General features: G+C 51.0%; 18 protein-coding genes. 5 read left to right on the top strand and 13 right to left on the bottom strand.

Annotated features, from left to right (window positions below):
- The first annotated feature begins 2 nt into the window (after positions 1–2).
- Together AC58QO_RS29690 and AC58QO_RS29685 are read left to right on the top strand one after the other, a co-directional pair.
- A complete protein-coding gene (locus AC58QO_RS29690) occupies positions 3–1,025 on the top strand; it encodes a FecCD family ABC transporter permease (RefSeq protein WP_497271960.1) in 1,023 nt (340 codons plus the stop codon).
- Positions 1,022–2,017, top strand: coding sequence for a FecCD family ABC transporter permease (locus AC58QO_RS29685; protein WP_497271958.1), 996 nt, complete (start codon positions 1,022–1,024; stop codon positions 2,015–2,017). The genes AC58QO_RS29690 and AC58QO_RS29685 overlap by 4 nt, the downstream gene beginning before the upstream one ends.
- Before the next feature lie 360 nt (positions 2,018–2,377).
- On the opposite strand, the gene AC58QO_RS29680 is transcribed toward AC58QO_RS29685, so the two are convergent.
- From AC58QO_RS29680 to AC58QO_RS29660, 5 genes are all read right to left on the bottom strand, one after another.
- The gene (locus tag AC58QO_RS29680; RefSeq protein ID WP_497271956.1) at positions 2,378–5,983 is read right to left on the bottom strand and encodes an Npt1/Npt2 family nucleotide transporter; all 3,606 of its coding nucleotides are present in this window, start codon (positions 5,981–5,983) and stop codon (positions 2,378–2,380) included.
- 154 nt (positions 5,984–6,137) lie between these two features.
- On the bottom strand, positions 6,138–6,572 hold the full coding sequence (locus tag AC58QO_RS29675; protein WP_497271954.1) for a DUF6526 family protein: 435 nt from the start codon (positions 6,570–6,572) through the stop codon (positions 6,138–6,140).
- Positions 6,573–6,576: 4 nt separating this feature from the next.
- Positions 6,577–6,801 (bottom strand): hypothetical protein, encoded by a 225-nt coding sequence (locus tag AC58QO_RS29670; RefSeq protein WP_028555525.1) that lies wholly within the window; start codon positions 6,799–6,801, stop codon positions 6,577–6,579.
- Between the two features lie 79 nt (positions 6,802–6,880).
- Positions 6,881–7,645 (bottom strand): GTP pyrophosphokinase, encoded by a 765-nt coding sequence (locus AC58QO_RS29665; RefSeq protein WP_497271952.1) that lies wholly within the window; start codon positions 7,643–7,645, stop codon positions 6,881–6,883.
- Between the two features lie 129 nt (positions 7,646–7,774).
- Positions 7,775–9,514, bottom strand: a complete 1,740-nt coding sequence (locus AC58QO_RS29660) for a methyl-accepting chemotaxis protein (protein ID WP_497271950.1) — start codon at positions 9,512–9,514, stop codon at positions 7,775–7,777.
- A gap of 270 nt (positions 9,515–9,784) precedes the next feature.
- Between AC58QO_RS29660 and AC58QO_RS29655 the strand changes: the two genes are divergently transcribed.
- A complete protein-coding gene (locus AC58QO_RS29655) occupies positions 9,785–10,456 on the top strand; it encodes a transmembrane-type terpene cyclase (RefSeq protein WP_497271948.1) in 672 nt (223 codons plus the stop codon).
- Positions 10,457–10,481: 25 nt separating this feature from the next.
- On the opposite strand, the gene AC58QO_RS29650 is transcribed toward AC58QO_RS29655, so the two are convergent.
- From AC58QO_RS29650 to AC58QO_RS29615, 8 genes are all read right to left on the bottom strand, one after another.
- Entirely contained in the window at positions 10,482–12,608 is a 2,127-nt protein-coding gene (locus tag AC58QO_RS29650; RefSeq protein WP_497271946.1) for a CocE/NonD family hydrolase, read from the bottom strand.
- Positions 12,609–12,620: 12 nt separating this feature from the next.
- Positions 12,621–13,781 carry a dipeptidase gene (locus AC58QO_RS29645; protein ID WP_497271944.1) on the bottom strand — a complete coding sequence of 387 codons (1,161 nt, stop codon included), beginning with the start codon at positions 13,779–13,781 and terminating at the stop codon, positions 12,621–12,623.
- A 12-nt stretch (positions 13,782–13,793) separates the two neighbouring features.
- Complete coding sequence (locus tag AC58QO_RS29640) at positions 13,794–14,765, bottom strand: ornithine cyclodeaminase family protein (RefSeq protein WP_497271942.1); 972 nt, start codon at positions 14,763–14,765, stop codon at positions 13,794–13,796.
- Between the two features lie 138 nt (positions 14,766–14,903).
- Positions 14,904–15,395 (bottom strand): CcdC protein domain-containing protein, encoded by a 492-nt coding sequence (locus AC58QO_RS29635; RefSeq protein WP_497271940.1) that lies wholly within the window; start codon positions 15,393–15,395, stop codon positions 14,904–14,906.
- Positions 15,396–15,549: 154 nt separating this feature from the next.
- Positions 15,550–16,602 carry an NAD(P)/FAD-dependent oxidoreductase gene (locus tag AC58QO_RS29630; RefSeq protein ID WP_497271938.1) on the bottom strand — a complete coding sequence of 351 codons (1,053 nt, stop codon included), beginning with the start codon at positions 16,600–16,602 and terminating at the stop codon, positions 15,550–15,552.
- Between the two features lie 496 nt (positions 16,603–17,098).
- On the bottom strand, positions 17,099–17,374 hold the full coding sequence (locus tag AC58QO_RS29625; RefSeq protein ID WP_497271936.1) for a hypothetical protein: 276 nt from the start codon (positions 17,372–17,374) through the stop codon (positions 17,099–17,101).
- 5 nt (positions 17,375–17,379) lie between these two features.
- Positions 17,380–18,768 carry a sensor histidine kinase gene (locus AC58QO_RS29620; RefSeq protein WP_497271934.1) on the bottom strand — a complete coding sequence of 463 codons (1,389 nt, stop codon included), beginning with the start codon at positions 18,766–18,768 and terminating at the stop codon, positions 17,380–17,382.
- Entirely contained in the window at positions 18,758–19,432 is a 675-nt protein-coding gene (locus AC58QO_RS29615) for a response regulator transcription factor (protein ID WP_497271932.1), read from the bottom strand. The genes AC58QO_RS29620 and AC58QO_RS29615 overlap by 11 nt, the downstream gene beginning before the upstream one ends.
- Before the next feature lie 140 nt (positions 19,433–19,572).
- Between AC58QO_RS29615 and AC58QO_RS29610 the strand changes: the two genes are divergently transcribed.
- Both AC58QO_RS29610 and AC58QO_RS29605 read left to right on the top strand, forming a co-directional pair.
- The gene (locus AC58QO_RS29610; RefSeq protein WP_497271930.1) at positions 19,573–20,391 is read left to right on the top strand and encodes a hypothetical protein; all 819 of its coding nucleotides are present in this window, start codon (positions 19,573–19,575) and stop codon (positions 20,389–20,391) included.
- A 159-nt stretch (positions 20,392–20,550) separates the two neighbouring features.
- The gene (locus AC58QO_RS29605) at positions 20,551–21,822 is read left to right on the top strand and encodes an MDR family MFS transporter (protein ID WP_497271928.1); all 1,272 of its coding nucleotides are present in this window, start codon (positions 20,551–20,553) and stop codon (positions 21,820–21,822) included.
- Positions 21,823–21,956 lie beyond the last annotated feature (134 nt).

Raw genomic sequence — 21,956 nt, 5'->3', positions numbered from 1 at the left:
CTATGAATCATCCGATTAACCTTGAGAAGCAGAGCCGTAAATGGCCTCTGCTCTTCCTGTTTTCTGCGAGTATAGCAGCCATGCTAATTGGGATTATTGCTAGTTTAAAATGGGGCCAATCCCCCGTGTCATGGCACACGTTGTACGAAGCTGTGACCTATCAAGGCAGTGATAAGGCTCATCTCTATATCCAAACGCTCCGCTTACCGCGTGCCATCATGGCTTGCATCGTGGGGATGCAGCTTGGGCTCGCTGGGCTGCTGACCCAGCTCACAACCAAAAACCCGCTGGCCTCGCCTCACATATTCGGCATCAATGCGGGAGCTGCTTTGGCGGTTGTGGTTGGACTTGTGTTGCTGCCGCATTTCGGCAATATGGGGTTGATTGCTTTTGCCTTCGTCGGCGCAGCACTAGGTGCTCTGCTGGTCTGGTCGCTCGCGGGAACGGGAAGCAAGCAATACGTCTATATTGCGCTTGCTGGTATTACGATCCACTTCCTGATGGCGTCTTTGACGGAAGGACTTATTATTCTCAATCAGCATGCGACGGACAGCATGATTTTCTGGTTGGTTGGCTCTCTAAGTCAAGCTGCTTGGACTGAAGTGCGCGTGATTCTTCCGTTTTTTATCGGGGGCATGCTGCTGTTTGGGTTCATGCTGCCTTCCTTTAAGCTGCTGCTTGTGGATGATGAGATTGCGACGGGACTTGGCCAACGCATCACATTGGTGCGCGGCATCAGTGTGTTGCTCGTGATTGTACTGGCTAGCTCCGCGGTAGCCCTATGCGGCCCGATTGGCTTCGTCTGCCTGATCGTGCCGCATATTGCGCGCGCTTTGGTTGGTACGAACTTGGTCGTACTCGGACCATTGACGGCTTTACTGGGTGGGATTCTGTTGCTGTATGCCGATTTCTTCAGCCGTTTTATTGCTTTTCCCTTTGAGTCACCTGTTGGAATTGTAACCTCCCTGATTGGTGCACCCTTCTTCATTTACTTGGCATTAAAGCAAGGGAGGGCACGCGGATGACACTGAAAGCATTGCGGATCCCCCTTGTTTCGTTGATCATTGCTTTCGTACTGATGATCGTCTTAGCCATCATCTATGCGCATGTTGGCGCGGTTCGCATTCCTTATCGCGATGTATGGGCGGGTCTTACGGATGCGAAGCATCCTTCGTATTTTATCGTGCACCAACTGCGTTTGCCTCGTATTCTGGTTGCTATTCTTGCAGGGTTTGGACTGGCGGTTGGCGGCGTGATCCTCCAGAGCGTCATTCGCAATCCGCTCGCGAGCCCCGATGTTATCGGGATTACCAAAGGGGCTGGCTTTATGGCGGCGGGGGTCATTTTCTTGTTTCCTAAGCTGCCTAGCTATTACTTACCGATTGCTGCGTTCGTCGGCGCATTCACTGCTTTCCTTCTGCTGTTATTATTAAGCCACCGTTTAACCTTGCGTCCTTCCCATCTTGCCCTTGTGGGCATTGCGATTGGGACGATTTTTCAGGCTGGCATCCAGTATTTGATTGTGCGCCATCCGAGCGACATCAATGCGGCGCTGCTTTGGCTGTCCGGCAGCCTCTGGAACCGCAGCTGGAGCAACGTGTACAGCCTGCTCCCATGGATTGCCGTGCTGCTGCCGATCGTGTGGGCGAACTTCGCCAAGCTGAACGTGTTTCAGCTTGGCGAAGAGATGACCGCCTCGCTCGGCGTTCACATTGCACGGCAGCGCTTCTGGCTGCTGCTGCTCGCAGTGGCGCTAGCCGGCATCTCCGTGTCGGCTGTCGGGGCGATCGGCTTCATCGGCCTGATCGCGCCTCATATTGCGCGGAGCCTCGTCGGCGGCCGGCATCAGTGGTTGATCCCGCTCGCCGCCTTGATCGGCGCGGATCTCATGCTGCTCGGCGACTTAGTCGGCCGTGTCATTATTCTCCCACGGGAGGTCCCCGTGGGGGTCATGACAGCGGTCATCGGAACGCCGTACTTTATTTATTTGCTGCGCCGCGAGCGGAGGCGGCGGTAACAAAGGCATTAGCTGTATAACCTACAGTTAATTTTAGCGAAACAGATAGGTTTTTAGGACTCCATCAAAATCGTGAAATACGGCAGAATTAGATGGAGTAAATCCAGTTAGTTGCTGAGCTCGGGGGAGAGTGATTCAGGTTCGGGTTCGGGTCGCCTCTGCGCGAGAACGGCCAATACTGCCCAATGTGATACTATGAACACTATCCCATTGGCTCAGGAAATGGATTTACTCTTGCTGACCTGAGCGAAAGGGATAGTGGCGATAGGTACTGTTTAGGGCTTAATTGGGAGCCCAGCCCCCAATCCCAATCCAAAAAGGATGCCAACCCGTACCACGGTTGGCATCCTTTTTTCCACGCTAGATCATACCTCGCAATCGATCCGCTATGACACGCATCATACTGCGCAGCACATCGATGTTCTGGAAGCAGAAGCTCAGCATCAGATCTCGATGCAGCTGTAGCAGAACAGTTGGCTCCTTCGCCGTGCAATCCGCCGAGCGAGGACCGCTGTCGATGATCGCCATTTCGCCGAAGAAGGCCCCTTCTCGGAGCGTCGCGAACTCTTCGCTGCCACGATGGACGCGGATACTGCCCTCGACGATTCCATACATGGTATCTCCGAAGTCACCCGCGCGACAGATCGCCTCGCCAGGCTCGTAGGCAACCTCCTCAACCATTTGAGCCAGCCAAATGAAGTCATTCGGTCCCAGATGGGCAAAGAGGTCGATCTTCTGCAGCACGAGGATCCGCCGTAAAATGATTTCGTCCCTCGTCAGATTCTTAGTACTCAGAGGCTCCTGCAGCGTCCCTGCGGCAGCCTCTGCCAAGGCAAGTCCAACCTCCGACTGTGCCACTTCAAGCTTATCTCCCGCTTGCTCCACCACGGAAGCGGAGGTCTGCCCTGTCCCTTGACCTCGCTCCAGCTCGGAACGCAGTCTGCGGGAAAGCAGCTTCATCATTTCAACAGCAATGCTTGTCTGATCGAACATCATATCGTAGAACACAGATGAGTCCAAACGCCACAGCACCATATTTGCTTCCGCATTAATCGTTGCTGTACGCGCGCTGTTCGTCAGTATGGCCATCTCTCCAAAGCAATCGCCGAGATTCAGTTCTCCAAGAAGCTGATTCTTGCGATACACGCCAGCTCGACCTTCATCTACCAGCATAAGGGAATCCCCTGGATCTCCCTCTTTAATGATGGTATTTCCTAGTTCAACGACCATTTTATGCAGTCGCTTCGCAATGACAGACAGGTCTCTACTCGTGAGTCCCTGGAACAATGAAACACGACGAAGCAGCTGCACCCGATGCATCAGATCCGCGAGTTCGATGTTCACCGCCCCAGCTGATTTTCGAAGTGTATGATACTGGATCGTTTGGGTCAGCCAATCGTCCCCTTGCTCTGCCAACCAGCTCAAATGCAGATTCAGTTCTGCCTTGCTTACTGATACCTTGGCAAGCTTCCGCGAGCCTGCCATGAATTTAGCCATTTCCGTACGCAAAGCCCCTTGCAGCGTCTGATCGATAACCTCCTCTGCATTGGCCTGCTGACGTGAGTCGCCCTCCGACCAATCCAGATATACCGCCTGCATCGTTTGCCCATCATGTATGAGCGCCAGCAATAAAAACACACGCCGAGTAATCGCTGTGCGAATCTCACCAATGATCTTCTCTATATCCGCATAGTCTTCTACGCCAATGATGCATGCACCATGCTCAGCGAACTGTGCATAGAGCTGCAACTCTTGGAAAATATAGGCCTCCACTTTCCGGCTATCGGGCTGAGGCAATTGCTTACTCATGCGTTGCAACGACTCCAGCATACGGTCACGCAATGCATAGCCGGCTTGCTCATAACAAGCAAACAGCATGTCCATCGCACGTTGTGTACCTATACGTTCAAACACAGCAGGTACATACAAGCTGATTTCACGATCCTCCAAGTAGGGCTCCAGCTGCGGCAGCACATCCTCTTCGTCATACGCTGCAAGTGCGTCAATGGCGTATCGCCGGGTTTTGCTATCTTTTAGCATACCAATAATCGGTACAAGTAATGGTGGCACGTGAAGGATCGCGGCTGACTCTAACGCACGAATTCGAACTTGCGGGCTATTATCTTGCAAAAGCGAAATGAGCGGCTTGTAGAAGTTTTTCACACGGATCTGTCCGAATAGCGCAGCCATGGCGATCCGTTCCTCTTCGTGTCCGCTCTCCATCATCGCTTTGAGCTTCCCAACCGCGCGGAACATGCCCTCTATGCTGTAATATTTGACTAACCCCGCGATAGCTGCTGCTTGAACCTCAACCGCTTGATCTTCCAAATGCATCGTAATCTCATCTACATACTCTTCTTTCGCATAGGCTGATAGAGCAATGATCGCTTTCGCTCTAACTTGTACATGTTCGGATGCTATCAGGGGCTGCAGGATGGGTTCGAATCCTTCTGGCACCTTCATCTCTACATACGCCAAGGCTTCTAAGCGAATTTCCGGTATGGGATGATACAGTAAACTGTCCAAATGCGGTGTGAGGTCGAATGAACTTGTCTCTTTCAAAAGTCCGAACGCATATAGCGCTTGCTGCTTGTCCGAGCCGTTCAAAGCGTCGATCAAGATTTGTCGAGTAACGGAATCCATGAGGTTAAGCTCGACCTTTTGCAGGTCGTCGCCGCCTGTTTTGAGATTCGATAAGAGCGTTGTTAAGTAAGCTTTCTTTACCTTGATGCCCGCAAAAATCCCCACAACGAGCAAAACGAGCACAATATAACTCAGCTTCTCTGGGGCTACGAATCGGGTAACGAGGAGAAGACAAATCGCCGCCAGTCCTTTGGCGCCATTTCGAACAATCCCGTCCAAAAAGCCTTTCGCTTTATTCCGCCACTCCGGAGGAACAGGGAACATCACCAATTGGCTCACTGAGGAGTAAATCGTGTCCCCGACGACCTTATCGCTTCCTTTGACAACAACCGCCATAGCAAGGATCGGCAGCACTAGAATACCTAGACTCCCTGCAAAGAGGGCTATCGGGAAAATCAACAGCGCCGTCATCACACCGAAGCGCGTAATCACACGCCCTGATACGAACAATTGCACACAGAGGGCAATCAACCCAGAGAAGCCGTAGAAGCTTCCCATGAAGCCGGCTAATGCCTCATTTTGCAAGGTGCCGCGCAGAATGACCTTGAACTGATAATCGATTAAAGTTAGCGAGACAACTAGCGCAGCCGCCAATATCGCCACATATTTGAGATGCGGGACGCTCGCGAAGAGGCCGCCTTTTTGCTGGACAGATGACGGCCTTGATGCTGCTTTGCGCACCTGTGCCGGCTTCGGATCACCGCTGTCTTTGGTCATCCCCAAGATGACAAACACGGCGACAAGCCCGAGTATTTGCAGACCAGCATACACATAGATTAAATTCGCCGTCCCTACGAGCGGAACCAGAACTTTTAGACCGAAGCCGCTTAAAATCCCGCCCATAATTCCCCCGCTGCCAACGAGCCCGATCATCTGCTTCGCTTTCCGCTGGTCCATTACCGATGTAGCAAACTGCCAGAAACAGACGATCATCAGAAAATTGAACACATCATAGCCGATATAAATGACAGGAAATACCCATCGCAGCTCCATCCCCACACCGAATCTTGAGATCAGCACGAAAGTTGAAATCAATGGAATCATCAGCTTTAGGAGAGTTTCAAGCCGTACCTTGGGAGAGAAACGTTGGAACAAGACGCCTGCCGTAATCATCACTAGTGCCTGCGGCAAATACATCAAGGACAAATAGGAATTGTCGAATCGACTGAGGAAGAGGGTATCCGCCGCCGTTCGCCCAATTGTTGAAGCAGACACCACAAAGAACAAGTAGGCAAATAACAGAAATACCTTCCTGTATTCCTTCTTATCCTCGGTGAATTTATCTAAAAAAGATTGATACCTCTTACTAATACTGATGCTCACACGACACCTCATTTTTCAAATCAAACCATCAGATTCTATCCTAAAATTGTACCAGAAGTCCTAGTAAAAAATAACTACTTTATCTACAATTTGTCGTCAGAACGCACAAAAAAAGACATCATCCGCAGATGTGTCTTCCTCTAGTAGACATCTGTTATATTCTAAAATTGTCGCCTCGCCAGCTGCGAATCGCTTTCTTAATCGCATCCGGGGCCATCCGCTCCGCTGCTGCCTTTTTACATAGTGCAGGAAATTCCTCATCTGATGCAAAACGCAACGCTGTAATTTGACTCATCGTCAGCTTCTTATCCAATAGCTTCTGGGTCAGCACGAAGTGCCGAAGGTTCTCTTCTGCTCGAATCGCTCTGTCCTGTGCCTTAATCGGGTAGGAACGGATCAGCAAGAAGATCACAACCACAATCACAGCCAAGAGTACAAACATGATCGCAGGCAGTACCTGATCGTCGCCCTTTAAGGCGCTAACTAGCTGCATGATGGATAGCACCACTAAGCCTAGCGCTAACAATGAAAAAATGTAATGAAACAACGGATGCATACGCCGATGATTAACATAATTTTGAACCTTCATCTACTTATTTCCCCACAATCTCAGTAATCTCTCTCTCTAATAAGAGATAACGATGTACACTTCTCATGATGGGCACCTTCGTTAGATTGTTTTTATCCACGTATTGCTTCATTTGATCTTTCGAGAGACCCAAAATTTTACCCGCTTCCATCACCGTCAGGACAACTTCGTTGCTTGTCGCGTTGAATGTTGTCTTCACCTTTTGATTCCAGTCTTCAAATGATTGCATGTATTCGCACCCTTCTCATTCCGATCTCTCTATTATAGCACGAAAACACCTGCATCACCCAATTACCTTCATCTGCCATCTAGGACTCCTCTTCGCTCATAAGAGCCAGCAGTGCTTTCGGCAACGCAAATTGCTGATTGCTGATCATAATCTGATTCAAGGCATCCTCAGCAATATCCGCCTGTTCTTCCTTAATCAAGCCGATCTCCGCATGCAGCCGCTCCATCTGTGAATCGAGTGCCGCAGCGGAAGCTGCTGCTTGCTTCAACTCCTCTAAGAGACGAGCAGGTACAGCTTGGTTGCCTTCACTAAATTTATAAAATATCTTATGCTCCAAACTCGCCCAACAGTCCATGGCAATCGTACGAATTTGAACTTCCATACAGACGCGCTCTTCGCGGTCTGACATATGTACAGGCACTTCAATCAGCAAATGCAAGCTTTGGTACCCATTCGGCTTCGGATTTTTGATGTAGTCTTTTTCGCTCAAAATATGAAGATCATTCTGGTTTCTCAGCATCTTAGAGATGACATAGATATCGGAGACGAATGAGCACGTTATCCGCAGGCCGGCAATGTCCTTCACGCTGCCCTTAATGCCTTCGAAAGAGAGCTCACCGCCTTTGCGCATCAGCTTTTGAAAAATACTTTCCGGCGATTTCAACCGAGACTTCGTGTGTTCAATCGGGTTATATTCATGCAGCATCTCGAATTCTTGGACGAGGATATCAATCCTAGTCTCCATTTCATCCAGCGCAAACTTATAGGTCATCATGAAGCGAGTAATGTCGTGCTTAAACTTCTTCAAGTCATTCATTGAAAGCTGATTGCTGATCATATTCATACCGAATTCCATCCTTTGGTCATGGTTATTTTCCCATTCCTTGCTAGTTTAAATCATCGAGATCACTCGAAGCAAATGCAGCGATGAGAAAAGACACCCCTAGGGTGTCTTTCGTGTCTGTTGTATGAATTAGTGCATTTTATACGTGTTAATCACGTCTTGTAAGTCTTGAGCGATGCTTGCAAGCATCTGGGAAGATGAGGTGACTTCCTGTGAGGAAGCTAATTGTTCCTCGGTGGCTCCGGCCACATTTTGCGAGAGCTCTGACGTTTTCTTCGCTACGTGCTCCATGTTCGTGACCGTTGCTGAAACTTGCTGCGAGCTTGCTGCCATTTGCTGCGCTGCCGCTGCTGTCTCTTGAATTTTGGAAGCCACTTCTTCGGCTGAACGAACGATTGCTTGGAAGCTTTGCTCCGTCCGATCGACGGATTGGAGTCCTTTGTGTACCTCAGCGAGCCCGGCATCCATGGCTTTGACTGCCTCTTGCGTGTCCTGCTGGATATTGGTGACCACGCCTCTGATCGCGCCAACCGACTCTCCCGTTTGCGTAGCTAGCTTGCGAACCTCTTCTGCGACAACCGCGAAACCTTTGCCAGCATCACCGGCACGCGCCGCTTCAATCGCCGCATTCAAGGCGAGCAGGTTCGTCTGGGTCGCGATCTCGCCGATCATTTGCGAGACCTTCCCGATGTTCTGCGAGTGCTCAGCCAGTTGGTGAATCGTTTGATTCGCCTGTGTAACCGCGCTGCTTAAGGCGTTCATGCTCATCGTCACATGGTGAACGTCCGCTTGGCCGTTACGCGCCTGCTCGGATGCGTTGATCGACAGGTACGACACGTCTGACGTTGTCTCGGCAATGCGCTGTACGCCAACCGCAATCTCGTCCATCGCACGGGCACACTCCTGCGCGTTCATGCGCTGTGTTTCCGCTTCCGCGGCAATCGTTTGAATGTCGACCGCGACATGCTGGGAAGCTTCACTATTTTGCTCCGAGCTGGCAAATAACTGCTCCGAAGAGGAAGCTACCGCGGTGGAGGATTCCTGCATACGGCTCATAACCTCGCGCATCTGACGCGTCATACCATTCACCGCTGTAACAAGGACACCGATCTCATCTTGGTTGCTGAAGCGGAGCTCGGAGACGGTTAGATCTCCTTCTGCCATGCGATCCAGCACCTTCGATGCCGCAATAACAGGTCTCGTAATGTTTCGAATCATGATCCAACTAATCGCAATGGATAACAGCACTGCGCCAATCAGCAAAATAATCGCACTAACAATACTGCTGCGATACAACGAGGCGTTCTCCGCAACACTTTCATTCGCACCTTGCTGGTTGAGGGTAACCATCATGCGACTAATCGTTTGTACGCTATTGTAACTCTGGGTTAGCTCCTCATATAATCGGTCCAGTTCTTGCTTATCTGGTGCTTTGGTGTATTTGAGGTAATCGCTTTTTAGCGTGCCCCAACGCTCCTGAATCATGTTGAAATTTTTCGTATCTTCACCGCTGGTGAGCGTATCTTTGTAGCTTTCAAGCGCTCTATCGCCTTTGATCATTGTCGCTTCAATGTCACGTGTTAATTCCAGCTTCATTGCAGCATCTTTCGGGCTATGGATACCAGAGAGATCCTTCGCAAAATGCTCCGTCAAATAACTAAACTCTTGAATCAGCTGCGTTCCCATCATCCAGTGCTGAGCAATATCCGTGATATCCTGCTTCATATTCTTCATTCTTACCAAATCGGTAAGACCCAAAATCCCCATAAACAGCAATACCACCGCAAAGGAACCGATTAGCTTTTGTCTCAAATTCATTTTCAATCTCGTATTGCTAAACCATCTGACTACATTCCCTGCCAATTTCATGTATATCCTCCGAAAAATTCATTTTATGAGAGCGACTTTCGATCCCAGTTTACCTTATCGGAAAAGTATGAGGAGAATTCAATAGAAAATATTAACCATGTGTTAATTTTCTTAATAGATTTCTCGGGATGGACACAAAGGTGTCATATCCGTCGGGCCGGCACTTCCTCCTCCCCTCCCGCCAAAGATGACCATAAAGCCCATTCTTTTTCTCAAAGGTTGTACATAGAAATGGTAGAAGACACCCCCGAAAGGATGTGCTTTCCTACTATGGTGATGCAACACCTGCTGTCAAACCAAATGGAGCTCTTCTTGCAATATGGACTAGCCATCTTTTGGACAATCACTTATATCCTCATCATTATCCAAGGATTCAAGGATCGCGCCTGCGGCATGCCGCTGCCAGCTATTTGCGCTAATATCACGTGGGAGTTTCTGTTCGCGTTCGTGATGCCTTTTCACCCGCTGCAGATGATCATTTCGCTGGTTTGGTTCTTGCTGGACTGTGTCATTCTGTTCCAAGCCGTCTACTATGCAAACCGTCAATTTCCGCCACGCCTACTCTTGCCCGCGATTTTCTCCTTACTTGTTATTTCTCTGCTGCTACATGTGGGGATGGTTGTCGAGTTTCATGATCCAGAGGGGAAATACACCGCTTTTGGCATCAATCTGATGATGTCGGTTCTGTTTATCCAGCTGCCTTTCAAGCAAGGCCTCAAAGGACAGACAATCTACATCGCCTACTACAAAATGATCGGCACCTTGTGCGCATCTGTGCTCTGCTACTCGTTGTTCCCGGACTCTTTCCTTCTTACGATTATGTGCGTGTTAGTGACCATTGCGGATGTTGTTTATATTGTGATCGTTCATCGGGCGGTGGGTTTGGCGAGGAGGGGTGACCAGCCTCAGAGCACAGCCCATAGCAAAAAAAGACACCCCTAAATAAGGTGTCTTTTCTTTCCTATGCCTATGGCAAAATCGGCAGCTTCACATGGCTCGGATACGCCTCCGAGTGATAGATCTTCTGCGTCACCACAACCGGCTGCGGATCCGCATACGGATTCAAGCCGGTATTGGTGTTCGGGAACGCGATCATTTTACTGGACGAAGTCACAGTGAAACGTAAGCGGTGTCCTCGCGGGAAGGTGTGCGCGATATTTTGCATAAAAATCGCAAACTTCTCGACCTTCCCTGGCGTGAGCAGCTCCGGCGCATCCAAGCCGTTGCGATACTTCGCGCGCACGATATAGTTGGACAGCTTGATGGAGTTCCCCTTCGGGTCCACATCGCTTAAGGTCACAACCCAGTCCGTGTCGACGCCGCTGCTCGACGCGTACAGCTCACAAGACAGCTCGCCCGCCACAGTCACATCGTCCGCCAAAGTCTCGCTCGTATACACAAGGATGTCGCTGCGCAGCTCATGCTTCCGCATATTCTCCGGCTCACGCTCGCCGCTGTCCGCCACGGGCTCCTCCGGATTGTACACGTACGAATCCGCTTCGCTTTCCCCATGCGCCTGCGTCCCCAGTGTCAGCATGCCATCCCCTAGGCTGGAGTTGGCTCGCCCGGCGCTGCCCAAATACCACTTCGTCGCCGTCGCCTCGCTCGGCGTCCAATCATCCGAGGTCCGCCACTCGTTCGTGCCGACCACGTAATAACTAGCCCGTGGCTCCTGCTCGATGCCATTGGCGATGCCCTTCAAGAAGCGGTCGAACCAGCGCAGCACGTTCACATCGTAGTTATACACAACGGCATCGTTGCCGAAGCTCGTGTCGAGCAGATCCCGTGCACGATTCGGGCCGTGTTCCCACGGTCCGAGCCAGATTTTGCGGTTCGGCACATCGTGCTTGGTGAGCATCCGCCATGTCTCTGACACGCCCGCACTGTCGCCATCATACCAGCCCGAGATGACGAACATCGGCGCTTTCACATGCTCTCCGCGCTCACTATACGTGCAGTCGCGCCAGAAATCATCGTAATCCGGATGCTCGCTCCACAGATCCCACGGACCCGAGGCCCGACCGATCATCTGCTGCGGAATCTCGCGAATCGGTCTCGCATCAACGGCCTTCTCGGGGCTCACGGTTTTGCCCGCGAAAATATCAAAATCCGTCCGCGTCCCCACCGACTGCGCCAACGTCCAGCACAGCAAAGGCCAAGAGCACACGGTGCCGCCCTTGCGCACCGTATCCACGAACGGCGATCCGACGTTCACTTCGTTCACGACGGCCTTCAAGTTCGGGTGCCCGCTAGTCGCTGCGGCTGTTACGACGTAGCCGAGGTAGGACGCGCCCCACATGCCAACATTGCCGTCGGACCAGTCCTGCGCGACGATCCAATCGATCGTATCCGCGCTATCGTCGCGCTCATAAAAGAACGGCACGAGTTCGCCTTCTGAGTCGGCGCGTCCGCGAACGTCCTGGTTGACAACGGCGTAGCCTTTTTTTGCCCACCTCTTGAAAAATGTCTTCCGCATATTGCGGTCATAGCACGTGCGGATCAGAATCGTCGGCAGCTTAGTTCCTGGCGCTACACCTTCCGGCAGATAGACATCCGTCGCCAAACGAACGCCATCGCGCATCGGAATCAAGTCCGTTCCGAGGTCATTCACCCCATATCGCGCCTCCGAAAGCAGCGGATCTGCATATTCCACAAGCGGTGTCACAGCTTCATAACCATCGACAACCAACACTTCCATGCCATAGCGGTTCGGTGCCACAAGCGCCACGATACATCCATCAACCGTCACGATATCAAGCGCCGTATCCTTACGTAGAGCCCATACTTGCGCAACGACCTCTCTGCCCGCTACTTCACCCGTGTACTGGATATGCTTCTTATACAGCTCACCGTTCCCCAACGTAACGGCATCACCCTGCCACTCAGCACCAGCATAATGCGACTGATTCACACTAATTTTGTGCAAAGGAAGAATAAAGCCTGCCTGCTCCGCCAGCACATTTTCCTGCATTTGCGTCCGCCGACGCGGATCGACTTTGGCATGCATAATTGCGTTCTCCGTAAAACGAATCGTACCCTCATACACACCCGCCGCATACAGCTTGTAACTGCTCGTCCATCGCTCTCTCGTCATCTCTGCCATCTCCTATCCGCACACCGCTTCAAACACGCGCAGCCAGTTTCCGCCCATCATTTTGCGAACATCCTCATCGGAGTAACCTCTTGCCACTAAACCACGGGTAAAATTTATAAAATAGCTATATTTCTCAAGCCCCTTCACCGTTTCCGTCGAGGGTCCATCCCCTTTGGCAAACCCAATGCGAGGCGCAATATGCTCTTTAAAATACACCAACGACCACGCCACATCACTCATTGGCCAGTCTGTACCAATTCCGACATGGTCCACGCCGACCAGTCGGACGAGATAGTCCATATGATCGAGCACATGCTCAATCGTCGTATCATTCGGATCCCCGTGGACGAACCACGGCATTGCAAACACGCCAATTACGCCGCCGGTTGCGGCAATGGCCTTAAACTCCTCATCGCTTTTGCAGCGCTTATGCGGGTAGATCTTCTCCACCCCCGTGTGCGACGCAATCACTGGCGCTGTAGAAAGCCGACACGCGTCCAGCGTCGTTTGTTTCCCACAATGGCTCGTATCGACAATGATGCCTAGCTCGTTCATTTTAGCAATGAAACGCGTACCGAACTTGCTCACGCCGCCGTTCGCCTCTTCCATACAACCGGAAGCAATGTAATTCTGATTGTTATACGTAAGCTGCAGCACTCTCAGCCCAAAATTGTACATCGCTTCGAGCAGCTCCAGATTTTTGCCTAAGCCGTCTGTTTCCTGTGCGGTCACAATGCCCGCCTTCAAGCCGCTAGCCTTCGCTGCGCGAATCTGCTCCGCTGTCACAGCCTTCACAAGCCAATCGTTCGCATCAAATTGACGCTGAATGTCGCCCATGCTGATCAGGATTTTCTCGATGCTGGACACGTCCAGCTGACGATTCCCTGCCGTGATACCGGAACGGTACCACTCGTCTTTGAACTCGGAGATCTCTCCGCGCGCCGCCATGTCATGAATGATTTTGCTCGGCATCGCGCTGTATGTCCATGAATCCTCTTTATAAGGCTCACACGCCTCCCGAATGCTCTCGGAAATATCCTCTGGAATAGCCTTAGGGGACAGCGGTCCCTGGAACAAAAGATCAATAATAATCGAGCTCTCATGCAGTTCCCGTGCATGTGCCTCTTGCTCTGGTGTAAGGTTGAATGGATAAAGTCCTTCTGTCGAATTCATCGATGCTCACTCCTAGAAGTCAATGTGGGTTCCTCTGTGCGTGCGAATTGCTTCTTTGTAAATATAAGTTGCCGCTGCCAGATCCTCGCAAGCAAGCCCTAATGATTTGAATAATGTGATAGACGTGGCGGAGCGTCTTCCTTCTTTCGCGCCTACCAACAGCTCACCAATTTCAGCTAAAATATGATCTTCACTAATAGCTCCCTCCTGCAGAGGGATCAGGTAATCGCCCGCTTCGTTCACAGCGGACTCTGTGCGGTCCACGAACAGCTCGGCTCGGCGCACCAGCTCGGTATCGAGCTCGCGATCCTTCGCTCGGCAGGCGCCGACGGCGTTCACATGCGCGCCTGCCTTGAGCCAAGCCCCCTGCACGATCGGCGTCGTCGACGCCGTCACTGTGCAGATGATACCCGCCTCCGCAACAGCCTCCTGTGCGGATGATGCACTCGAGACAAGGACAGCCGGATAACGGCTTGCTGTCTCTGCTCGGAGCTTCTCGGCATGGGCCGGATTCGGCCCCCATACCTTGATCTTCGTGATCGGGCGCACGAGCAGCATCGCCTCGATGTGCGTGCGGGCTTGCTCGCCCGTGCCGATCACGGCAAGGGTTGCGGCCTCGGGCTTAGCCAGCAACTTCGTTGCTGCTGCGCTGACCGCAGCTGTTCGGATGGCCGTGATTCGGGTGCCATCGACAATCGCTTCCAATTGACCGTTGGTCGAATTGAACAGTGAAACAAAGCCTTGATGCGAAGGGAAGCCATTGCCATGATTACCAGGAAAAACGGTGATCACCTTGGCGCCAACCTTCTCATCTCTTTTTAAATACGTCGGCATCAGTCCCATCACATTGCCGCCTTGCAGCGGAACAACGGATCGTAACGTTTGTACAGCTTGTCCATTCACCAAATCGGCGAGGACCGCTTCCATAATCTCGATGCAAGCTGGCATCGCAAGCAGTTCTTGCACTTCTGTTGACTTGATCACTAGAATGGGACATCACCTGCTTATATGTAGTTTTTAACATTATAGCAAAGTCAGAGGGCTTGGGGGAGTCTCGGGATAGACGAGAGCCCTGATAAAGCAAAAAAAGCACCCTAGGGTGCCCTTTTGAGATAAACTATTTTACCCAGCACTAACTTTGCGGTACTTGAGGAAGCTGCCAATCCGCCATACACAGATGTACAAATACGCCATGACCATCGTCAATACGGCGAATTCCGAAGGATCCAAGCCTTTGAAATACTGGGATAAGATCAAACGGACCGCAATGACGGCAACGATCACATATTTGAAATTGGGATTAGGCTTCGCATAAACCAAACCATCCTCACGCTTTTCATACCCGGTATGGTACAACATAATACTGCCAAGCCCTACACCGAGCACGCCTGCACAAAGTAGTTCCCAAAGAGCTGGGATATGGAAGGGTTGGTTCGGGATATGGGTCAGCGAGTTAAGGCTAAGTCCGAACACAATGAGGAGCAGGAAGACTGGAATCAGCATGCCTCTTCCTTTGTTCCGAATCGGCTTCGCTTTGCCTCGCGTTCTTAGCCAAATGACTAAAATAATAACGACAGCACCAATTCCATAACCGATGAGTGTTTCAGCATTCATATCGTAGTGCTCCTTTCACTGACTAGTCGTACGAAAATTATACGGTCACTCGTCAGAATTTACCTCCGTCTTGAGACCGACACGAATCACTTGGATGAAAAAGCACCCCGTTGGGTGCCTGTTTTTCGGCTGTATGTAGCTTAACTTTTCCAGACTAGGATCGAAACATTTGCTTTACTAACTCTTTATTACGCTGTTTGAATGCTTGATTATGCGAAGAGACCATTGCGAACTTCTCTGCTGTAGGCTGGACGTACTGTTTGGCTTTATTCACCGCATTCGCCGCATCTTGGAACGCTCCCGCAATCAGATGGACTTTGCCTGGATGATGAAGAATGTCACCAGCTGCATATAGTCCCGGCACAGAGGATTCACTGTTCGCGTTACCAGCGATATAGTAATTTTCTGCTCGTTCGATCTCGATTTCACTGTTTTCAAGCAAGGTCGTGTCACGATCATAGCCATGGTTGATAATCACTTCATCCACCTGAAATGAGGTTACTTCACCTGTTTCATGGTTCGTTAACTCCACGCGTTCAATGGATGCGTCCTCACCAGAAGCAAAAAGCTTCGTAATCGAAGTGTTCAAGTAACACGCCACGGAGCTGTTCTGAAGCTGTTTCACTTGGGCTTCGTGTCCTGTCAGCTGATCTTTGCGATAGCTCAGGATGACTTGCTTCGCAAAAGGCTCCAGTTCATTGGACCAATCCACAGCCGAGTTGCCGCCGCCCGAGATGACGACAGTCTTGTTCTTGAAGCGCTCCAGCGACTTCACCGTGTAGTTCAAATTCGACACTTCGTAGCGCTCTGCGCCTTCGATCTCCAGCTTTTTCGGATTAAGGATGCCGGAGCCGACAGCGACGATTACGGTTTTGGAGTAGTGAAGCTGCCCCGATGTCGTACGCAGGACGAAGATATCTTCTTCATTTTTAGCGATAGCTTCCACCTTCTCATTCAAAACAACCTCTGGACTGAACGTAAGTCCTTGCTCAACAAGCTGCGTGATCAACTTCGCCCCTGGAGTCGGCGTGATGCCTCCTACGTCCCAGATCATTTTTTCGGGATACACATGTATTTTTCCGCCTAGCTGCGGTTGGAATTCAATAATTTTGGTCTTCATTTCACGAAGTCCACTATAGAAAGCCGAGTAAAGCCCTGCAGGGCCCCCACCAATAACCGTTACATCAAACAATTCTTTCTGTTCCATGCTTATTCACTCCTTGCTCACCAATTGCGATTGAGAATCATTATTAATGAATGATACTGCGTTTTGATGATTTTATCAACTTAAAAAATGCTGAACGCGCTGCGATGGCATCCTCTAGCGGAACGTCGTTCCGCTTCACCTAGAAGTCGCCGCCTCGCCAGCCCACAGTTCGCCCGGAGCAAATGCTAGCGGATCGTCGTTCCACTCCTCACGGAACCGCCACCCTATTGGGCAATCTCCGCCAAAAAAAGGGACCCTCCAGACCATGCCTCTCTTGTATGCAGCTGTGAAGGCTGCAAAAGTGCAAATAGGAAACCTTTTCTAGCGGCTAGACCGCTCGATCTAAAATACGTGCAAATAGGCAACTATTTCCGCCGCCACGCCTCTTCTGAGCACCTTTTCGCTCCAAAAGGTTGCACTTTCGCACTTATTTCCCTCCATTTCGCTGTTTCCCCCGAAAATAAGTGCCTTGTAGCATCTTTGACCACTTACGCGGTCACTTCAACCCCTTCCCTGATTGCACCTGAACAACCGTCCAATCTCGCTCTTCACCAGCCATGGATACAGCACCGACCTCATGCAGCAAAATGCCTGACTGCCTCACTTGCGAACCTTCACATCCCCTTGAGACATCTGATGATTGGCTTCTACCCAGGCGATGACTTCCGCCAACGAATAAGGGGTAAGCGAAGCTTACCCCAAAACATATAAATTCTTTTCTTCCCAACAAAAAAAACGCCTGAGCACCAACGGTGCCCAAACGTTTCTGCAACTCTCCTACACAGGGATCCGCACACGAAACGTGCTGCCCACACCCAGCTGGCTCTCCACATGAATGTGCCCATGCGCCGCATCCACGAGATTCTTCGCGATCGCAAGACCAAGTCCATGGCCGCCAACCTGACGCGTTCTTGCCTTGTCCTGCCGGTAGAATCGGTCAAAGACACGCGGAAGCGCCTCGGGCGCGATTCCCATACCGTTATCCCTCACGTCGACTGTAAGAGAGCGGACGCCTTTCTCCATCTTGTCGGCAAGCGTGATATGCACGTCTCCACCATCCAGCGTATATTTGATCGCATTGTCGATGAGAATCACCAGCAGCTGCGTCAATTTGCCCCGATCCCAATCCACCTTCAGCTCGTCTGATGCATGCACCTTCAGCGTCATGCCCTTAGCCTGCGCAGCAGGCTGCAGCTTCGTAATGACACTTTCGGCGGCTGCCTTCACCTGAAACACAGAGCGCTCCAGCACGAACTCGTCGCTATCCGAACGCGCCAATTGCAGCAGCTCGCTGGTTAGCCTCGTGATGGCGTTCACCTCGTCTTTCATACCCTGCAGCACGTTATTCATGAAGGAATTCGCTTCACACTCCGCCTCGAGCTGAAGCGCCTCAATCGAGGTAAGCATCACGCTCAGGGGGGTACGCAGCTCGTGCGAAGCATCGGCAACGAATTCGCGTTGACGCTCATACGCTTTGGCAATCGGAATAATCGCTCTACGCGCCATCCGATGACTGAACCATAGCGCAAGCACAAAAAAGAGCAGCGCCATGCCTAGCATCAGGATGAGCAATAAGCGAAAAAGCTGATGCTGGAAAGTGACCTCTTTCCCCACATATAAGGTGCCAATCAACTGCCCTTTCTTCTTGAGCTCCCGATTGGTCACCAAAAAACGAGCATCCTTCCCGATCTGCGGTCGTCCTTGGACATCAGCCGAGGGTTGGTCGAACGTCTGCAAAGTCGCTTGCTGAGTCTGCTCTCCCTTGAACTGGCCCTTCGCGATTAAAGCCATCATCTGCTCTCGCAACTCCGGCTGCGTCTCATCACCTAATTGCACATTGCCCGTATCGGAAATGAGGTAATAGAACGATTGATCCGCACTAATGGAGAAAGCTTCCTCGACAGATTTAGGAGGCAGTCGCTTCGGATTGGTATCCCCATCCACCCATTTCTGCAAAACCTGCAGCTCACTATTCGTCAACTTTGTTAAATGGGACCGCTGATCATTCCAGATGAACACATACAGCAAGGCATATACAATGACAACGAATAGCCCGAGAAAAATCATCAACACACCGCTATATTGCAGCGTTAGCTTATTGCGAGTCTGGTCAAATAAATTCCCCTCATATAGACGCTTGTTCAGCCAGCTCTGGTTACGCTTCAATTTTATACCCTACACCTCTCACGCTCTGAATGAGCTCCCGGGCATCGGAAGACTCCAGCTTCTTACGGATTAACTTGACGATCGCGTCGATCGATTTTAAATTTACGTCAGCATCTAAGCCCCATACTTTATCCAAAATAACTTCACGCGTTAACGTCATCCCCTTGTTCTGCAGCAAGATGTCCAAAATCTGAAACTCGCGCGGGGACAATTGAATCTCTTGGCCGCCCTGCCGAACCAGCTGATTCGTCCGCTGCAGCTCCAACTCTCCCATTCGCACAACATCATCCTGCAAAGGAGCAAAGCTTCTGCGCATCAAAGCCCGCAAGCGTGCCAACAGCTCATCCATTTCAAAAGGCTTCACCAGATAATCATCCGCTCCCGCATCGAGTCCTTCCACACGATCCCGTAAGGCGTCTTTGGCCGTCAGCATGAGAATGGCCCCTCGGTACCCAGCCTGGCGCAGCTTGGCACAGGTCTCACGACCATCCCCACCGGGCATCATCCAATCCAGAATGACCACATCATAGCTAGAGGCCATGGCATAGTCGAAGGCATCGTTCCCCGTGCGCACCCAATCGACGCTGCAGCCGGTCTTTTTTTTCAGCATATAGGTCGTTAGCTCGCCCAATTTCACATCGTCCTCCGCTAATAATAGCTTCATCCTATCCGCCCCTTCTCTCGTTCACACTATTACTAGTAAGTATAATCTATTGCTTTTGGGCTTTCACCGTAATTTCACCAAGTGGGGTTAAGATAGGTCTCAAGGAACAACAAAACTTAGAAAACGAAGGGAAGATCCCCATGAACACAAAAACAAAAATCATCCTCGCAAGCGCATTAACCGTTGTATTAGCAGGAAGCGGCGTTATGACTTTAGGCGCTGACAGCAAGGCATTTGCTGCACCAGAAACCGAGCAAACCACAACAACACCAGCACAGAATAAACCTGGCAAACCGAAACCAAGACAAGGTGAAGCTGGCAAGCCCGGAGGTCCTCGCGCAAATGGGGGGCAAACACCCCCTTCCAACCATGACGGTATCGATTGTCCTGACCATGCAGAGTCAACGCTACCAATGACTCCTGGCGGTTCTGCCCCAACGGGTGAAGCAACCGGCGGAATCACGAATCCATCCACCTATTCGGTTGTGATTTCGGGTGGACTCACTACGGTTCCTCAGGACAAAGGCCGGCCTGTCGTGCTGATTGCTGCCGCTCTCGGCGTACCGACAGAGGTTTTCAGAGAAGCTTTTAGCGGTGTGACACCCTCTGGCTTAGACAGCTCACCGAGTCAAGAACTGGCGCAACGAAACAAAGCCGCTTTAATGAAGGTGCTTGGGCCTTATGGCATCACCAACGATCGCTTGGATGAGGTTTCTAATTTCTACCGCTACAACGGAAATAAAACGGCAACTTGGCAAAAAACGTCTGCAACCGCAACAGCTATCGTGACCGATGGTGTAGTGACGGGTGTGACGATTAACAACCCAGGTGCTGGCTACTCCTCCACGCCGACAATTACGATTACAGGACCTACTGGCACTGTAACGGCCAAAGCTGTAGTAACTTACACGCAAGATTTTACAACCAATGGAAGCATTACCTCGATTACCCTCGATTAATATAGGAAGGAGCCTGCCACGGTTATTCTGCGGCACGCTCTTTGTTGCGTTAACATTTGCCACAACTGGAACCAATCGTCCACTTAACTGCCTTGTTTCCGCACGAAGATTGGTAGTATGATAGGGGGATACTTATATTAACCAGAGGTAAATTAAACAATGAAGATTCGAGATTGGGACATTAATTTAAAAATCCGCCTCGGCGGAGAAACCGCTTTTAACGTTATTTTTTGGGCATTCTTTCCGTTTTTAGCCATCTATTTTGCCAATTCGTTCGGTAAAGGATGGACGGGTATTCTTCTGATCTTGTCGCAGGCGCTTTCTGTTTGCGGCAATTTATTAGGCGGCTACTGTGCGGACCGCTTCGGGCGGAAACGGATGATGGTTATCGCGGCATTGGGACAAGCGCTTGGTTACGGCATCTTCGCAGTCTCCGCTTCTCCATGGATCGCCATGCCAAGTATCAGCTTCATGGGCTTCAGCTTGGCTAGCTTTTTCGGCTCCTTGTACTGGCCAGCCAGTCAGGCTATGGTCGCGGATGTCGTGGATGAAGAGCATCGTGCCAGTGTGTTTGCCATCTTCTATACAACTGCCAATATGGCTGTCGTTGTAGGGCCATTACTCGGCTCCCTCCTCTATAAGGACAATCCTTATCTCGTGCTGATCGCGGCTTCTGTGGTTTGTGTGTTACTGGCGCTTATGATGTCACGGCGCTTACACGAGACACTGCCCAAGCAGCTAGCCGATCGTCATCGCTCACAAGCGGATACACCTTGGTACCAAGCCATTGCCGCGCAGCTTCGCGATTACAAAATCATTGCAACGGACCGCGTGTTCCTGCTGTTCGTCATCGCGGGGGTGCTGCTTTCACAGACCTTCATGCAGCTGGACTTGCTTTTTCCTGTATTCTTGGAAGAAACCATGCCGTTAACGACAATCTTCTCCTACAACGACTGGGATCTCCAGCTAACAGGTAAGCAGCTCTTCGGCTTGATCGTCTCCGAAAATGGTCTATTCGTAGCCCTCTTTACCGTCATCGTGACCAAATGGATGCTGGCTTACCGCGATCGCTATGTGTTCATCGGCGGGGCCCTGTTCTATGCGTTGGGAATGGTGATGTTCTGCCAGATGTCTACCTTCTGGGGATTGACCATCGCGATAGCCGTCTTCACGCTTGCCGAGCTCATGTCCGCAGGACCACAGCAAGCCTTTGTGTCCCGATTGGCGCCAGACCATATCCGCGGTCAATATTTTGCAGCCTCTAGCTTACGCTACACACTCGGACGCACGATAGCCCCGTTATCTATCCCGATTAGCTCTTGGATCGGCTTTACGTGGACGTTCATCTTGTTAGCGGCACTTGCTGTTCTGTCAGCAGCCATCTACAACATGATGTTTAATCAGTATGATAAGCAGACTGCGGCGCAGTAGGATCGGAATAAGTACGTGGATCGCCACATCCTAGGCTCACTCTCCAACTTTGTAAATTCATTGAAGAAATCCATCTAAACCAAATAGCACTCTAAGGCTTCTGCCTCAGAGTGCTATTTTCGATGAATCGGCAA

Source organism: Paenibacillus sp. J31R30 (assembly GCF_059692115.1).
The sequence above is the reverse complement of the archived record's forward strand: the minus strand, read 5'-3'. Positions and strand labels throughout refer to the sequence as shown.

Coding starts and splice junctions, on each gene's coding strand:
- AC58QO_RS29685 (WP_497271958.1), top strand. CDS start 1,022: ATGACACTGAAAGCATTGCGGATCCCCCTTGTTTCGTTGATCATTGCT.
- AC58QO_RS29665 (WP_497271952.1), bottom strand. CDS start 7,645: ATGAATATGATCAGCAATCAGCTTTCAATGAATGACTTGAAGAAGTTT.
- AC58QO_RS29635 (WP_497271940.1), bottom strand. CDS start 15,395: ATGAATGCTGAAACACTCATCGGTTATGGAATTGGTGCTGTCGTTATT.
- AC58QO_RS29630 (WP_497271938.1), bottom strand. CDS start 16,602: ATGGAACAGAAAGAATTGTTTGATGTAACGGTTATTGGTGGGGGCCCT.
- AC58QO_RS29615 (WP_497271932.1), bottom strand. CDS start 19,432: ATGAAGCTATTATTAGCGGAGGACGATGTGAAATTGGGCGAGCTAACG.
- AC58QO_RS29675 (WP_497271954.1), bottom strand. CDS start 6,572: ATGAAGGTTCAAAATTATGTTAATCATCGGCGTATGCATCCGTTGTTT.
- AC58QO_RS29605 (WP_497271928.1), top strand. CDS start 20,551: ATGAAGATTCGAGATTGGGACATTAATTTAAAAATCCGCCTCGGCGGA.
- AC58QO_RS29650 (WP_497271946.1), bottom strand. CDS start 12,608: ATGACGAGAGAGCGATGGACGAGCAGTTACAAGCTGTATGCGGCGGGT.
- AC58QO_RS29610 (WP_497271930.1), top strand. CDS start 19,573: ATGAACACAAAAACAAAAATCATCCTCGCAAGCGCATTAACCGTTGTA.
- AC58QO_RS29655 (WP_497271948.1), top strand. CDS start 9,785: ATGGTGATGCAACACCTGCTGTCAAACCAAATGGAGCTCTTCTTGCAA.
- AC58QO_RS29690 (WP_497271960.1), top strand. CDS start 3: ATGAATCATCCGATTAACCTTGAGAAGCAGAGCCGTAAATGGCCTCTG.
- AC58QO_RS29660 (WP_497271950.1), bottom strand. CDS start 9,514: ATGAAATTGGCAGGGAATGTAGTCAGATGGTTTAGCAATACGAGATTG.
- AC58QO_RS29670 (WP_028555525.1), bottom strand. CDS start 6,801: ATGCAATCATTTGAAGACTGGAATCAAAAGGTGAAGACAACATTCAAC.
- AC58QO_RS29645 (WP_497271944.1), bottom strand. CDS start 13,781: ATGAATTCGACAGAAGGACTTTATCCATTCAACCTTACACCAGAGCAA.